General features: G+C 72.4%; 14 protein-coding genes. 11 read left to right on the top strand and 3 right to left on the bottom strand.

Going from position 1 to position 14,518, the window contains the following annotated elements; all coding sequences use genetic code 11:
* Positions 1-194 precede the first annotated feature (194 nt).
* From ACGFI9_RS16635 to ACGFI9_RS16645, 3 genes are all read left to right on the top strand, one after another.
* Positions 195-1,232 carry a coiled-coil domain-containing protein gene (locus ACGFI9_RS16635; RefSeq protein ID WP_393178828.1) on the top strand — a complete coding sequence of 346 codons (1,038 nt, stop codon included), beginning with the start codon at positions 195-197 and terminating at the stop codon, positions 1,230-1,232.
* A gap of 36 nt (positions 1,233-1,268) precedes the next feature.
* Positions 1,269-2,822: a fused MFS/spermidine synthase gene (locus tag ACGFI9_RS16640; RefSeq protein ID WP_393178829.1), complete on the top strand. Its 1,554-nt coding sequence runs from the start codon at positions 1,269-1,271 to the stop codon at positions 2,820-2,822.
* A 71-nt stretch (positions 2,823-2,893) separates the two neighbouring features.
* Entirely contained in the window at positions 2,894-4,501 is a 1,608-nt protein-coding gene (locus ACGFI9_RS16645; RefSeq protein ID WP_393178830.1) for a serine/threonine-protein kinase, read from the top strand.
* 54 nt (positions 4,502-4,555) lie between these two features.
* Here the strand turns inward: ACGFI9_RS16645 and ACGFI9_RS16650 are convergent, their stop codons facing one another.
* Positions 4,556-5,221, bottom strand: a complete 666-nt coding sequence (locus ACGFI9_RS16650) for a potassium channel family protein (RefSeq protein WP_393178831.1) — start codon at positions 5,219-5,221, stop codon at positions 4,556-4,558.
* A complete protein-coding gene (locus tag ACGFI9_RS16655) occupies positions 5,211-6,545 on the bottom strand; it encodes a TrkH family potassium uptake protein (protein WP_393178832.1) in 1,335 nt (444 codons plus the stop codon). The genes ACGFI9_RS16650 and ACGFI9_RS16655 overlap by 11 nt, the downstream gene beginning before the upstream one ends.
* Before the next feature lie 109 nt (positions 6,546-6,654).
* On the opposite strand from ACGFI9_RS16655, the gene ACGFI9_RS16660 reads away from it, so the two are divergent.
* The 8 genes from ACGFI9_RS16660 to ACGFI9_RS16695 all read left to right on the top strand — a co-directional run bounded on the left by ACGFI9_RS16660 (position 6,655) and on the right by ACGFI9_RS16695 (position 13,498).
* The gene (locus ACGFI9_RS16660; protein ID WP_393178833.1) at positions 6,655-7,263 is read left to right on the top strand and encodes a glycerophosphodiester phosphodiesterase family protein; all 609 of its coding nucleotides are present in this window, start codon (positions 6,655-6,657) and stop codon (positions 7,261-7,263) included.
* A 331-nt stretch (positions 7,264-7,594) separates the two neighbouring features.
* On the top strand, positions 7,595-7,765 hold the full coding sequence (locus tag ACGFI9_RS16665) for a hypothetical protein (RefSeq protein ID WP_393178911.1): 171 nt from the start codon (positions 7,595-7,597) through the stop codon (positions 7,763-7,765).
* Between the two features lie 199 nt (positions 7,766-7,964).
* Positions 7,965-9,167 (top strand): substrate-binding domain-containing protein, encoded by a 1,203-nt coding sequence (locus ACGFI9_RS16670; protein WP_393178834.1) that lies wholly within the window; start codon positions 7,965-7,967, stop codon positions 9,165-9,167.
* Between the two features lie 3 nt (positions 9,168-9,170).
* On the top strand, positions 9,171-9,914 hold the full coding sequence (locus ACGFI9_RS16675) for an ABC transporter ATP-binding protein (protein ID WP_393178835.1): 744 nt from the start codon (positions 9,171-9,173) through the stop codon (positions 9,912-9,914).
* Positions 9,911-10,639, top strand: a complete 729-nt coding sequence (locus tag ACGFI9_RS16680) for an ABC transporter ATP-binding protein (RefSeq protein ID WP_393178836.1) — start codon at positions 9,911-9,913, stop codon at positions 10,637-10,639. The genes ACGFI9_RS16675 and ACGFI9_RS16680 overlap by 4 nt, the downstream gene beginning before the upstream one ends.
* Entirely contained in the window at positions 10,636-11,526 is an 891-nt protein-coding gene (locus ACGFI9_RS16685) for a branched-chain amino acid ABC transporter permease (protein ID WP_393178837.1), read from the top strand. Before ACGFI9_RS16680 ends, ACGFI9_RS16685 begins: the two co-directional genes overlap by 4 nt.
* A complete protein-coding gene (locus ACGFI9_RS16690) occupies positions 11,523-12,629 on the top strand; it encodes a branched-chain amino acid ABC transporter permease (protein ID WP_393178838.1) in 1,107 nt (368 codons plus the stop codon). The genes ACGFI9_RS16685 and ACGFI9_RS16690 overlap by 4 nt, the downstream gene beginning before the upstream one ends.
* A gap of 122 nt (positions 12,630-12,751) precedes the next feature.
* Complete coding sequence (locus tag ACGFI9_RS16695; protein WP_393178909.1) at positions 12,752-13,498, top strand: SDR family NAD(P)-dependent oxidoreductase; 747 nt, start codon at positions 12,752-12,754, stop codon at positions 13,496-13,498.
* Positions 13,499-13,565: 67 nt separating this feature from the next.
* Here ACGFI9_RS16695 and ACGFI9_RS16700 read toward each other — a convergent pair whose 3' ends face one another.
* Entirely contained in the window at positions 13,566-14,384 is an 819-nt protein-coding gene (locus ACGFI9_RS16700; RefSeq protein WP_393178839.1) for a hypothetical protein, read from the bottom strand.
* Positions 14,385-14,518 lie beyond the last annotated feature (134 nt).

Consider the following 14,518-nt stretch of genomic DNA (forward strand, 5'->3'; position numbering starts at 1 on the left):
CGTCACTTCGGCGGGACGGCGTCGGCACGCTGCGTAGAAGATGAGCGTGGCCCCAGGTCGCGGGCCTGGCGCGGCGGGCGTGGTCCGGTATCGTGACCGGCGGTTTCCGCCAGCAGGCCGCCGTCCGGCGCCGGCGGAGCCGCCGCCGCGCAGAGGTCAACCGGGGGGCCGGCGGTCGACGGAAGGACGCTTTCGTGCCCAGGACCAGGCTCATCCGGCGGCGCGTCCGCCGGCCGTTGCTCGCCCTGCTCGCCGCGGCGGCCCTGCTGCTCGGCGCCGGTCTCGCCCCGGCCGGGGCGGCCGCGGCGGCGCCCAGCCCGAGCGCTCCGAACGAGGGCGGCAGCAAGCAGCTCCGGGCCGCGCTGGAAGCGGCGGCCAAGGGGCACATCGAGGCCAAGGCCCGGCTGGACAACTCCAAGCGCCGGCAGGCCGCGCTCGCGGTGCAGTACAAGCAGATCGAGGTACGCCTGGTTGAGCTGACCGCGCAGGTGGGCGAGGTGGCGGCGCAGTCGTACCGGGTGGGTCGGCTCACCCCGGTGTCGATGCTGCTGGCCAGCTCCGGCCCGAACGACTTCCTGCAGCGCGCCAACGAACTGGACGTGATGGCCCAGCGGGACAGCAAGCGGCTGCACGACCTGCACGAGGCCAAGACCCAGGCGGCCCAGGCCAAGCTGGCCATCGACACCGAGGTGCGCGAACAGGCGAAGCAGCTCGCGATCCTGGCGAAGAAGAAGCGGGACGCCGAGATCGCGCTGGCCAAGGTGAGTTCCGGCGCCGGCTCCGGGTTCAGCGGCGGCTCCTCGTCGGCCAAGCCGGCCCCGCGTAACCCGGACGGCTCGTGGCCGTCCGAGTCCTGCTCGGTGAACGACCCGACCACCTCCGGCTGCATCACGCCGCGCACACTGCACATGCTCCAGCAGGCCCAGGCGGCCGGCTACAAGCGCTACGTCTCCTGCTACCGCAGCGGCGGCGACGGCGAGCACCCCAAGGGCCGGGCCTGCGACTTCTCCGCCGCCAGCGGCGGCTTCGAGAACGTCTCGGCCACCGGCGGGGACAAGGCGTACGGGGACAGCCTGGCCAGTTGGGCCAAGAACAACGCGAGCCGCCTCGGCATCATGTACGTGATCTGGTACCGGCAGATCTGGATGCCGAACACCGGGTGGCGGGCGTACAGCGGCGGCGGCAGTCCGGCCGCCGACCACACAAACCATGTTCATATTTCGATGTACTGACCCGATTCGCCCCGAACGCTGCGTAACATCGCGACGGTGAGCAGCACATCGTCCGACGTCGTGGTGGGGTCCGCGCCGGCCGCGCCGACCCCGCCCCGGGCCCTGCCGAACGGGCTCGCCGCGTTCCTGGTCTTCCTCTCCAGCGGGGCTGTGCTGGTCCTGGAGACCGTCTCGCTCCGCCTGGTCGGCCCGTACGTCGGGGTGACCCTCCAGGTGACCAGCTCGGTCATCGGCATGGCGCTCGGTGCCATCGCGTACGGGGCGTGGATGGGCGGGTGGCTCGCCGACCGGCGGGACCCGCGCGCCCTGCTCGCCCCGGCGCTGGTGCTGGCCGGCATCGCCACCGCGGTGACCCTCCCGGTCGTCCGGTACGCCGGCGAGGCGCTGCGCGGCGGCGCGGCGAGCGCCGTGCTCCTGCTGACCGCGCTGGCGGTGCTGGTGCCGGCGGCGCTGCTGGCCGGGGTGACCCCGCTGGTGGTCAAGCTCCAGCTCGCCGATCTGCGTCGGACCGGGCAGGTGGTGGGGCGGCTCTCCGGCATCGGCACCCTCGGCGGCATCACGGCCACCCTGGTCACCGGCTTCGTGCTGGTGGCGGCGCTGCCCAGCACGGTGATCGTGCTCGGGCTGGCCGCCGTCCTCGGGGTGACCGGGCTGGTGCTCGGGGCGTACCTGCGGCGGCAGGCGGGGGCCGGGCTGCCCGCGCCGGGCCGGGCCAGGGCCGCCCTGGCCGTGCTCGGCCTGGCCGGGGCGGGGCTCTCCGCGGTCGCCCCGAACCCGTGCGACGTGGAGACGGCGTACCACTGCGCCCGGGTCGAGGTGGACGAGCAGTGGACCGAGGGGCGCACCCTCTTCCTCAACTCCGCCGAGCACTCGTACGTCGACCTGGCCGACCCGACCCACCTCAAGTACGCGTACACCCAGTGGATCGGCCTGGTCGCCGACCTGGCCGCGCCGCACGGCCGGCGGGTGGACGCGCTGCACCTGGGCGGCGGCGGCTTCACCATGCCGCGCTACCTCGCCGCGACCCGGCCGGGCAGCGACAACCTGGTCTTCGAGATCGACGGCGGCCTGGTCGACCTGGACCGGCGGAAGCTGGGCGTCCGCACCGGGCCGCAGCTGCGCGCCCGGGTGGGCGACGCGCGGGTGCTGCTCGGCGCGGAGCCGACCGACAGCCGGGACTTCATCGTCGGTGACGCCTTCGGCCACCTGGTGGTGCCCTGGCACCTGGCCACCCGGGAGATGGCCGCCGACATCCGGCGGGTGCTCCGCCCCGGCGGGATCTACGTGCAGAACGTCATCGACTACCCGCCCGACCGGTTCATCCGGGCCGAGCTGGCCACCGTGGCGGCCGAGTTCCGCCACGTCGCGCTGATCGCCCCGCCCGGCGCGATCGCCGGGCGGCACGGCGCGAACTTCCTGATCGTGGCCTCGGACGCGCCGCTGCCGCTGACCGGGATCCCGCCCCGGCTGCGGCTGCTCCCCGAGCCGGCCACGCTGCTGGACGGGGACGAGCTCACCGCGTTTGTCGGGGACGCGCTGGTGCTGACCGACGACTACGCCCCGGTGGACCAGCTCCTCGCGACCGCCTGAACGGGTGACATCGCTGACCGATTTCGACCCGCCAGGTGTACGACGGCCAGCTCCGGGCAACAGCACCGACCATGGGTGCAGCGATCAGGAGCGGCGCACAGCTGCTGGGTGAGCGGTACCGGTTGGTCGAGCAGCTCGGTGCGGGCGGCATGTCGGTGGTCTGGCGCGGCTACGACGAGGTGCTCGGTCGCCAGGTGGCGATCAAGGTGCTCGCCTCCCGGCTTGCCAGCGACAAGGCGTTCCGGCACCGCATCCGGATCGAGGCGCAGGCGGCCGCGCGGCTGTGCCACCCCAACATCACCAACGTGTACGACTACGGAGAGTCCGAGCAGGTCGGGCTGACCGTGCCGTACGTGGTCATGGAGCTGGTCGACGGCGGCCCGCTGAGCAGCCGGCTCGGTCGCGGCGGGCAGCTGCCCTGGCGGGAGGCGGTGACCATCGGCGCGGAGGTGGCCTCGGCGCTGGCCACCGCGCACGCCCGGGGCGTGGTGCACCGGGACGTCACCCCGGGCAACGTGATGCTCACGCCGACCGGGGTGAAGGTCGTCGACTTCGGCATCTCGGCGCTGGTGGGGGAGAGCGAGAAGGGCCCGGACGGCGCCCTGCTCGGCACGCCCGCGTACCTGGCCCCAGAGCGGCTGGACAACGGCCAGGTCTCCCCGGCCACCGACGTGTACGCGGTCGGCCTGCTGCTGTACCGGATGCTCACCGGCCGGCTGCCCTGGCAGGCCAGCACCACCACCCAGATGCTCCGGGCGCACATGTACAACGACCCGGACCCGATGCCCCCGGTCGTCGGGCTGCCCGACGAGGTCGAGGAGCTGGTCCGGCGCTGCCTCGCCAAGCGCCCCGAGGACCGGCCGGCGACCGCCGAGGTGGCGCGCACCCTCGCCGAGGCGGCGGGGATCGCGGCGATCGTGCCGGTCTCCCCGGCGCTCGGCCGGTTCGACCCCGCGCTGATGGAGAACGCGGGCACGACGATCCTGCCCTGGTCGACGGAGACCGACGCGCTGCCCTTCTCCGCGGTCCGCACCCGTACCCGCAAGGCCGTGGCGCGGCGGCGCAAGGTCGAGGCCGGGGTGGCCGCGGCGGGCCTGGTCGCGGTCACCGCCGCGATGTGGGGGGTGACCTCGAAGAGCCCGGCCAGCGGCGGGGTCGAGCCGACGCAGGCCCGGATGAGCCTGCCGGAGCCGATCCCCTGCGCGGTCGACTACGTGCTGCGCCAGGACACCGGCAAGGACTTCACCGCCGACCTGACCCTGACCAACACCGGCCGGCGGGAGCTGCGGGACTGGACGATGAGCTTCACCTTCCCCGGCCGGCAGACGGTTACGGCGGCCCAGCCGGCGGTCCGCCAGCAGGGACGTACGGTCCTGCTCCAGCCGCCCGCCGCGGAGTCGGCGCTGGCCCCGGGCGCGTCGAGGAAGGTCTCGCTGACCGGCAGCTACACCGGGGTCAACCCGCTGCCGGTGGAGTTCAAGGTCGGCGACAGCACCTGCGGCGTGCAGGTCTCCGGGGTGGCCGGGTCGACGCCGACGACCCCTCCCCCGACCACGCCACCGGCGAAGCCGACCACCGCGAAGACCGGCTCCCACACCACCTCGGGCGGTGGGGGCGACCGGGTCAGGCCGGAGAAGCCCCGCAAGGGCAAGGAGGACGGCAAGGGAAAAGGCAGGTGAAGCAGCCGCAGGGCGGGTGGTCACGGCGGCACGGGGGCGAAGAAGAAGTGAGGCTCAGCCCAGCGAGGCGAAGCGCTGCACCTGGATGATGCTGCCCTCCACGACGAGCACGCTGTCGCGGCGCAGCACCGTGTCCGGGCTGGCGTAGCGGAACCGCTCGCCGGGGAGCTTCGCGCCGACCACCATCACCCCGTACTGGTCCGGGGTCAGCTCGCGCACCGACCGTCCCACCATCGACTCCGGTACGCGCACCTTGGCGATCGCGATCTCGTCGTCGAACTCGACGAAGTCCAGCATCTTGCTGACGATCAGGTGCGCGACCCGCTCGCTGGTCTCCGCCTCGGGGAAAATCACGTGGTGCGCGCCCACCGAGTCGAGGATCTTCGCGTGCTTCTCGGAGGTGGCCCGGGCCCAGATCTGCGGGATGCCCAACTCGGCCAGGGCCAGCACCGTGAGCACACTCGCCTCGACCGAGGCCCCGATGGCCACCACCACCCGCCGGAAGTCCGCCACGCCCACCTGCCGCAGCACGTCCTCCTCGGTGGAGTCCGCCTGCACCACCCGCTCCAGCTGCGACGACCACCGCTGGACCCGATCCTGGCTGTGGTCGATGGCCAGCACGTCGTTGCCGAGCTGCAACAGCGAGCCGGCCAGCCGCGCGCCGAACCGGCCCAGGCCGATCACCACGATGCTGCTGTCGTCCGTCTTCCTAGCCGACAATGGGTTGCTCCTCCGGGTAGCGGTACAGGCGTCGTCGGGTGTTCAACGCGAGCGCGGACCCGAGGGTGAGCGGGCCGACCCGGCCGATGTACATGAGCGCGGTCAGCACGTACTGGCCCGGTTCCGGCAGCTGCGGGGCGAGGCCGGTGGAGAGGCCGGTGGTGCTGAACGCGGAGGTCACCTCGAAGAGCGCGGCGAAGCTGCGGACGTTCTCGGTCAGCAGGATCAACCCCACCGTGCCGCTGACGACCAGCGCGACGCTGATCAGCGCCACGGTCAGGGCCTGCCGCTGGCTCGCGGTGGCGACCCGCCGGCCGCCCACCGTCACGTCGGGCTCGCCGCGCAGCTCGGCCCAGATGACGAAGGCGAGCAGGAAGAAGGTGGAGACCTTGATGCCGCCCGCGGTGCTGGCGCTGCCCCCGCCGACGAACATGAGCACGATGAACAGCGGGTAGCTCTCCTCGCTGAGCTGGTCGATGTTGATCACGTCGAAGCCCCCGGTGCGGCTCAGCGCGATCTGGGTGAACGCGGCCAGCACCTTGCCCGCCGCGTCGTAGGTGCCGATGGTGTACGGGTTGGTCCACTCGGCGAGCAGCAGGTAGCCGAAGCCGAGCCCGATCAGCACGACGCTGCCCCAGATGGTCAGCTTGGTGGCGACCGCCCACCCGGTGGGCCGGCGCCACTCCCGGACGGCCTCGAAGAGTGCCGGGAAGCCGAGGCCGCCGATGATCGCGCCCAGGCTCAGCGGCAGTGCCACCCACGGGTCGCGGGAGAAGGCGACCAGGCCGTCGGAGTACAGGGCAAAGCCGGCGTTGTTGAACGCCTGGATGGAGTGGAAGGTGGCGGACCAGAGCGCCCGCGGCGGCGAGTAGTGGTAGGTCCCCCAGAGCCGGCCGGTGATCACGGCCGTCATCACCGCCTCGGTGACGAAGACCGTCGCGGCGATCCGGACCAGCAGCCGGCGGACGTCGCCGACGCCGAACTCGGCGGTCTCCGCCTGCACCAGCAGCCGGTTGCGCAGGCCGAGCTGCCGGGAGACGACGAGGATCACGAGCGCCGCGACGGTCAGGATGCCCAGGCCGCCGAGCTGGGTGAGCACGGTGATCATCGCCAGACCGAAGTCGTTCCAGTAGTTCGACGTGTCGTTGACCGACATGCCGGTCACCGAGACGGCCGAGGTGGCGGTGAAGAGCGCCGTGACGAACGGGGTGTAGTGCTCCTCGCTGGTGGCCCCGGGGAGCATCAGCAGGCCGGTGCCGAGCAGGATCACCGCCAGGAACCCGAACGGCACCAGCCGTACGGGGTTACGGAGCAGGCGGCGCACCAGGTCATCTTCCGTCCGCAGATTCACCGGCAGGTCAGGAACCGACCAACTGCCGGTCAACCGGACCCGGTCTGCTGTCCAGCGGTCCCACTCGGCCCACCGGCCGCTCGTGATCGGCCACCGGGGCGCCAGCGGCTTCGGCGTCTACCCGGAGACCAAGCACCCCAGCTACTTCGCCTCGATCGGGCTCCCGCTAGAGGAGCCGCTGGTGGCGACGCTGCAGGCCAACGAGCTGACCCACCGCGGCGACCCGGTCTTCATCCAGAGCTTCGAGACGGCCAACCTGCGCAAGCTCGACGGCATGATCGACGTACGGCTGGTCCAGCTGATGGACGCCTCGGGGAGCCCGTACGACTTCACCGCCGCCGGTGACAGGCGGACCTACGCCGACCTGGCCTCGGCGGCGGGCCTGCGCTGGGTGGCCGGATACGCCGACGGCGTCGGCCTGAACAAGAACCTGATCGTGCCCCGGGACGCGGCCGGCAAGCTGCTCGCGCCGACCGCCGTGATCCGGGACGCGCACCGGGAGAAGCTGCTCGTGCACGCCTGGACCTTCCGCGCCGAGAACCAGTTCCTCCCGGCCGACTACCGGATCGGCACCGACCCGAACGCCCGGGGCGACATCACGGCCGAGTACGAGCTCTTCTTCGGCCTGGGGCTGGACGGCGTCTTCACCGACCAGCCGGACACCGCCGTGGCGGCCCGCGCGGGCCTCTGATCGGCGCATCTGTTCCGTGGGGTCCGGCGGCTGCCGGGCCCCACGCGCCGTTCCCGGACCTCGACGTGGTGTGGCCGGTGGGCAGCGGACGGGTGTTTCTCGGCGCCTTTCGAGCTGATATCACCAACGACTCAGACCGGCTTGCCCAGGGCAGGTCCGGGCCGTGCGGCAATCCGGTGCCCGGCCTCTTTGAGTCGTTTACGACATCAGGTCGAAAGGCGTCGAGGATTTACTGTCCGGGGCGCTCGGCGACGTAGGTGCAGCGGCCTGGCTGGCCCATGATCAGCTCGCGGTCGTGCAGCAGGGACATGGCACGGTAGGCCGTGTTCATGTGGACGCCATACGCCTCGGCCAGCTCGCGGGGCTGGGGCCCACCGTGTCGACCGAGGACGCCCAGTCCGTACGCCACTGGGTCTACTGCGACCGGTTGCTCGACGGCGGGCGGCGCTGCCCGCTGCCGGCCGACCACGACGGCGACTGCGGGACCGCCGCGCCCCGGTAGCGGAACGGGACACATCGCCCGGTCCGCCCATGGGGTAGGCGGCCATCAGGGATCACGGCCGTAACGGTGCGGTGGCCGACGTTGTAACAGCCGGCCATCCCCCCTCGCTGACTTGTGTGTTTCGGCCACATAGCCCGTGGGTGACGTCACTTCTAGCGTGAGCCGACAACTGACATTCCCCCTGTCCTCTGGAGTCGCAATGACGATCCGGCACACGCGACGGGTGTTCCTTTCCGCCGCCACGATGATGGCGGCCGCGCTCGCCACCACGGCCTGTGGCAGCCCGCAGGACACCGCCTCCGGCGGCGGAGACTCCGCGCCGGTCAAGGTCGGCCTGGTGTATTCCCAGTCCGGGCCGCTGGCCAGCTACGGCAAGCAGTACATCGAGGGCTTCAAGGCCGGCCTCGACTACGCCACCAAGGGCACCGGCAAGGTGGGCGACCGGAAGATCGAGCTCACCGAGGTCGACGACGCGGGCGACCCGGCCAAGGCGGTCTCCGCGGCCAAGGAACTGATCGGCAAGGGCACGAAGATCATCGCCGGTTCCACCTCCTCCGGCGTGGCCCTCCAGGTCGCCCCGATCGCCGCGCAGAACAAGGTCCTGTTCATCTCCGGCCCGGCCGCCACCGACGCGGTGACCGGGGCGAACAAGTACACCTTCCGCTCGGGCCGGCAGTCGTACCAGGACGTGGTGACCGCCAAGTCGTTCATCGGCGACGCGAAGAGCAAGAAGGTCGTCGTCTTCGCCCAGGACGGCGCCTTCGGTGACGCGAACGAGGCCGCCGTCAAGAACGTCATCGGCGGCGCCGGCGCGACCGTGAGCAGCGTCCGGGCCCCGGCGAGCGCCACCGAGTTCACCCCGTTCGCCAGCCAGATCAAGGCCGCCAAGCCGGACCTGCTCTTCGTCGCCTGGGCCGGCACCACCGGTCCGGCCATGTGGCAGACCCTCGACCAGCAGGGCGTCCTCTCCTCCACCACGGTCGTCACCGGTCTGGACATCCGCGCCACCTGGCCCACCTTCGGCGCCGCCGGCAGCAAGATCTCCTTCCTGTCGCACTACTTCGACGGGGCCAGCGACACCGACGCCGCCAAGGCCGCCAAGGCCAAGATCCCGGGCGGCACCCTCGACCTGTTCCACCCGGACGGCTTCGCCGCCGCCCAGATGGTCGTCCGCGCCGCGCAGGAGGGCGGCGACGACGTGGACAAGATGATCAAGGCGCTGGAGGGCTGGCAGTTCGACAGCATCAAGGGCCAGATGACCATCCGCGCCGAGGACCACGCGCTGCTCCAGCCGATGTACCAGGCCAAGCTGGCCGGCAGCGGCACCGCGTACACGGCGACCGCGCAGAAGACCCTGACCGGTGACGAGACCGCGCCGCCGGTCACCCAGATGAAGGGCTGACCAGTGCTCGCCACCCGCGGTCTGACCTGGCGGATCGGTGAGGTCGCCATCGTCGACTCCGTCTACCTCGACCTGGCGCCCGGGGAGTTCCTCGGCGTGATCGGGCCGAACGGCGCCGGCAAGACCTCGCTGTTCAACCTGATCACCGGCCTGCGCCGGCCCACCGACGGGCGGGTCCTGCTGGACGGGGCGGACATCACCGCCCTTCCCCCGCACAAGCGGGCCCGCCTCGGCCTGGGGCGTACCTTCCAGGCGTCCTCGGTCTTCGGCTCGCTGACGGTGCGGGAGAACGTCCGGCTCGCCGTACAGGCGCACCGGGGTGGCTCGATGAAGCTGTGGCGGCGGGCGGCGGCCGACCGGGAGGTGGCCGCCGCCGCCGACGCGGCGCTCGACCGGGTCGGCCTCCAGCACCGGGGTACGGCGCTGGCCGGCACCCTCGCCCACGGCGAGAAGCGGAAGCTGGAGATCGCCCTGCTGCTCGCCGGGGAGCCCCGGGTGATGCTGCTGGACGAGCCGATGGCCGGGGTCAGCGCCGAGGACGTGCCCGAACTGGTCAGCGTCATCAAGTCGCTGACCGGTGACAGCGGGCGGTCGGTGCTCATGGTGGAGCACCACATGGACGTGATCCTGGAGCTGGCCGACCGGATCGCCGTGATGCACCACGGCGCGCTGCTGGCCTGCGACACCCCGGACACGGTGATGGCCAACGCCACCGTGCAGGAGGCGTACCTGGGGGAGTCGCTATGACGGAACCGATCCTCAGCGTCGAGGACCTGTCGGTGCGGATCGCCGGGCTGCACATCCTCCAGGGGGTGTCGTTCGACGTCGCGCCGACCGGGGTGACCGTGCTGCTCGGCCGCAACGGCGTCGGCAAGACCACGACGCTGCGCGCGATCGTCGGCCTGACCCCGCGCAACGGCGAGGTGCGCGGCACCATCCGGATGGGCGCGCAGAGCCTGCTGGCCCGCCCCACCCACCGGCTGGTCCGCGGCGGCCTCGGCTACGTGCCGGAGGACCGCTGCGTGTTCGCCGGGCTCACCGTCGCGGAGAACCTGCGGCTGGCCGAACGGCGGGGCATCACCCCGGCGTACGACAAGGTCTTCGCGCTCTTCCCCGAGCTGGACCGGCGCGGACGGCAACGGGCCGGTTCGCTCTCCGGCGGGCAGCAGCAGATGCTCGCGATCGGCCGGGTGCTGCTCAACGACAACCGGCTGCTGCTGATCGACGAGCCGACCAAGGGGTTGGCGCCGAAGGTGGTGACCGAGGTGGCCGAGGTGCTGGAACGGGTGGCCGAGTCCGTGCCGGTGCTGCTGGTGGAGCAGAACCTGGCCGTGGTGCGGCGGCTGGCGAAGGACGCGGTGGTGCTCTCCGCCGGCAAGGTGGCCTGGACCGGCAACGCGCAGGACCTGCTGCTGGAGACCGCGCTCACCAAGTCGCTGCTCGGGGTGGGGTCCGGGGAGGTGCACGCGTGAGCACGGTGATCCTGCTGACCCTGACCGGGCTCGGCCTGGCGGCGCTCTACTTCCTGGTCGCCTCCGGCCTCTCCCTGGTCTTCGGCCTCGCCGACGTGCTCAACTTCGCGCACGGCCTGTTCCTCGGCGTCGGGGCGTACGCGACCTGGTGGGCGGCGGGCAACCTGCCCGGCGCCGGCCCCGACGGGTTCGGGTTCGTGGTGGCGGTCGCCTTCGGCGTGCTCGCCGGGGCCTTGGTCGCGGTGCTGGTCGAGCTGGTGCTGATCCGGCCGCTCTACTCCCGCACCATCGAGCAGGTGCTGGTCACCGTCGGCCTGTCGCTGGCCGGGGTGGCGCTGCTCCAGGCCACCTGGGGCGCCGACGCGCGGTCGTTCCCGCGGCCGGCGTGGACCCGGGACGTGACCTCGCTCCTCGGTGCGAACGTGCCGAACGCCGGGCTGCTGCTGATCGTCGCCGCGGTGCTGGTGCTCGGGGCGCTGCTCGCCTTCCTCCGCTTCACCCGGTACGGCCTGATCATCCGGGCCGGGGTGGAGAACCGGGAGATGGTGACCGCGCTCGGCATCGACGTCCGCAAGGCGTTCACCCTGGTCTTCGCGATCGGTGGGGCCGCCGCCGCGCTGGCCGGCGCGCTCGGCGGGGTCTACTTCGGTACCGTCTCGCCCGGGCAGGGCGGCTCGCTGCTGATCTTCGCGTTCATCGTGGTGGTGATCGGCGGGATGGGCTCGGTGGTCGGGTCCGCGTACGCGGCGGTCGCGGTGGGGCTGCTGCAACAGTTCGTCAACTACTACGGCACGTCCGGCCTGGGTGACATCTGCGTGGTCGGGCTGCTCGCCGTGGTGCTGCTGCTGCGTCCGCAGGGCCTCGCCGGAAAGGTGGCTCACGCATGACCGACTCGCTGGTGGAGGCACCGCCCGCGCAGGTGCCCGACGAGCTGACCCCCGGACACTCGCGGTGGCACGGGCTGCGCCCGTACGCCCCGCTGGTCGCCCTGCTGGTGGCGGCGATCGTGCCGTACTCGACGCTGAACCTGCCGGGCATCTTCGAGGGGCCGCTGAACTCGCCGGGCACCCTGCAACTGCTCGCCATCTGCCTGGTCTTCGGCGGCCTGGCCGCCGGCTACGACCTGCTCTTCGGGCGGACCGGGATGCTCTCCTTCGGGCACGCCCTCTACTTCGCCGCCGGCGTGTACGGGACCGACGTGCTGGTCACCAAGGGTGGGCTGCCGCTCTGGCAGGCCGCGCTGTTCACGATCATCGGCGGTACGGTCCTCGCCGCGCTGCTCGGCGCGGTCGCGCTGCGCACCGTCGGCATCGCCTTCGCCATGGTGACGCTGGCCTTCGCCCAGGTCGGCGCCATCCTGGTGGCCCGGAACTTCGGTGGGTGGACCGGCGGCGAGGAGGGCCTGCCGCTGGACGTGTCCGGGCTGCCGTCCGCCCTCGTGGGGGTCGCCAACACGGTGAACCTCTACTGGCTGGCGCTGGCGTACCTGGCCCTGGTGGTCTTCGTGGTGCACCGGGTGAGCGGCTCGCCGACCGGGCGGGTGCTGGCCGGGCTGCGCGACGACGAGCGGCGGATCGGGGTGCTCGGGCTCGACCCGTACCGGTTCAAGCTGGTCGCGTTCACCCTGGCGGGCGGGCTGGCGAGCGCCGGCGGGGTGGTCTACTGCCTGGTCGTGGGCGGGGCGAGCCCGCACGTGACGTCGTCCGAACTGACCCTGTCGCTGCTGGTCATGGTGGTGCTCGGCGGTCCGGGCACCCGGTGGGGCCCGGTGCTCGGCGGCATCCTCTACATGTACCTGGACCACCGCCTGACCGCGTTCGGCTCCAGCGACGCCGTGAACAGCCTCCCGGCCTTCCTCAGCCACCCGCTGTCCCAGCCCCTGTTCGTCCTCGGCACCGTCTTCATCCTGGCCGTCTACTTCTTCCCGGGCGGCCTCACCAGCCTCCGCACCCGCCTGCACCCCCTCCTCACCACCCTCCGCCGCCGCTGACCACCCTCCGCCGGAGGTGACCACCCTCCGCCGGAGGTGACCGCCCCGTTGATCAAGGAGTTTGCGTCGGGAATCCGCCGTAGGATGACGCAAACTCCTTGATCAACGTGGAAGGGGCGGGCGTGGGGGAGCGGTTCGCGGTTGTCAGTGGGGGTGGGACCGGGATCGGGGCCGCCGTCGCCGGGGGGCTGGTCGCCGATGGGTTCGAGGTGTTGATCGTGGGGCGGCGGGCGGACGTGCTGCTGGCCACCGCGGAGCGGATCGGGGCGGAGTGCGGGCGGCCGGCGGCGGTCAGTGCGGTGACCGCGGACCTGACGGATCCGGCGCAGCTCGCCGGGGTCGTCTCGGCGGTCGGGGAGCGGACCGTCGACGCGGTGGTGAACAACGCCGGCGGCTACCTGGGCGGGCCCACCGACACCCTCGTCGACGTGGCGGCCTGGTGGCGGGCCAACCTGGACGCCAACGTGCTCACCGCCGTCCTGCTCACCGAGGCGCTGCTGCCCGCCCTGCGGCGTCCGGGCGGCCGGGTGCTCCTGCTCAGCTCGATCGCCGCCCAGCGGGGCGGGGCCGGGCCGTACTCGGCGGCCAAGGCGGCGCTGCACGGCTGGGCGTACGACCTGGCCACTCAGCTCGGCCCGGACCAGATCACGGTCAACGTGGTCAGCCCCGGATACGTCGCCGAGACCGAGTTCTTCGGCGACCGGATGACGCCGGAGGGGCACGCCAAGCGGGTCGCGGCGACCCTGGTCGGCCGGGCCGGCGTACCGGACGACATCGCGGCGGCCGTCCGTTACCTGGTCAGCCCCGCCGCCGGCTACGTCACCGGCCAGGTGCTCGGCGTCAACGGCGGCTCGGTCCTCGGCCGCTGACCGTCGGAACCGACGAGGAGGGGCGGCGACCCCCCGTGTGGCCGCCGCCCCTCCGCTCGTCGTGGGATCAGCTGTTCAGCAGCTCGTACGCCAGTGCCGGCGCCTTCGTCGCCGCGCTTCCGGCCGGCTCGGTGATCTTCGGGGTGCTGCCGTAGCCGGCGTAGCTGACGACGTAGTCGTACGCCTTCCGCTCGCCGGCCGCCGGCATCTTCAGCACCAGCGAGGTGAGGTGCCCGTCCGGCCCCACCTGCGCGGTGAACGGCACGTGCTTGCCGGCCTCGCCGAGCGCCGCCGCCTCGCCGTCGTCCAGCGCCTTGGCCGCCTCGCCGCCGGTCACGTCGATGAACCCGGCGTACGTCCCCGGACCCTGCTGCGCGACCGAGGTCGCCGCGTCGAGCAGCGGGCCGGCGTTGCCCTGGTCCGCGCCGTCGTAGCTGGGCACGCCGTCGGCGTCGGTGAGCTTGGCCTTGTCCAGCGCCAGCCACTTGTCGGGCAGCTTCGGCAGGCCCGGCTGCCCGCTGAACCTCGCCTTCATCCAGACCTTGTCCCCGATGACCAGGAACGACATCTTCACGGTGACGCCGTCCTCCGGCGGCATCGCCAGGTGCAGCTCCATCGCCTTCGCGGCCGGGTCGATCCGCCCGCTCAGGCTGCTGGAGGCGTCCTTGCCGGTGAACCGGAAGGTACCCGCGTCCTCGTCGGGGACGGCGGCCAACAGCGCCCGCTTCGGGTCGGCGCTCGGGTTGGCGGCCGAGCCGGTCCCCGGTGCGGCGGCCTGTTCGCTCTTCGGCCCGCAACCCGCGAGCAGGGTGGTGGCGGCCAGCACGGCCGCGACCGTGCCCAGCGTCCGGCGGACGGTCCCGGTGCTGCCCGTTTCCTGTGTCATCGCAGTTTCTCTTTCTCGCTTTTCGTGGCCTCTGCCGACGACGATGCTGCGGCCCGCCACGGCGGTTCGGCTGCCGATATGCTGCCGTCCGGCTGCCGGGCCCTGCCGTCCGGCCTCGCCCCGGGCATCAGGAG

Source organism: Micromonospora sp. NPDC048930 (genome assembly GCF_043197935.1).
Taxonomy (GTDB): domain Bacteria; phylum Actinomycetota; class Actinomycetes; order Mycobacteriales; family Micromonosporaceae; genus Micromonospora.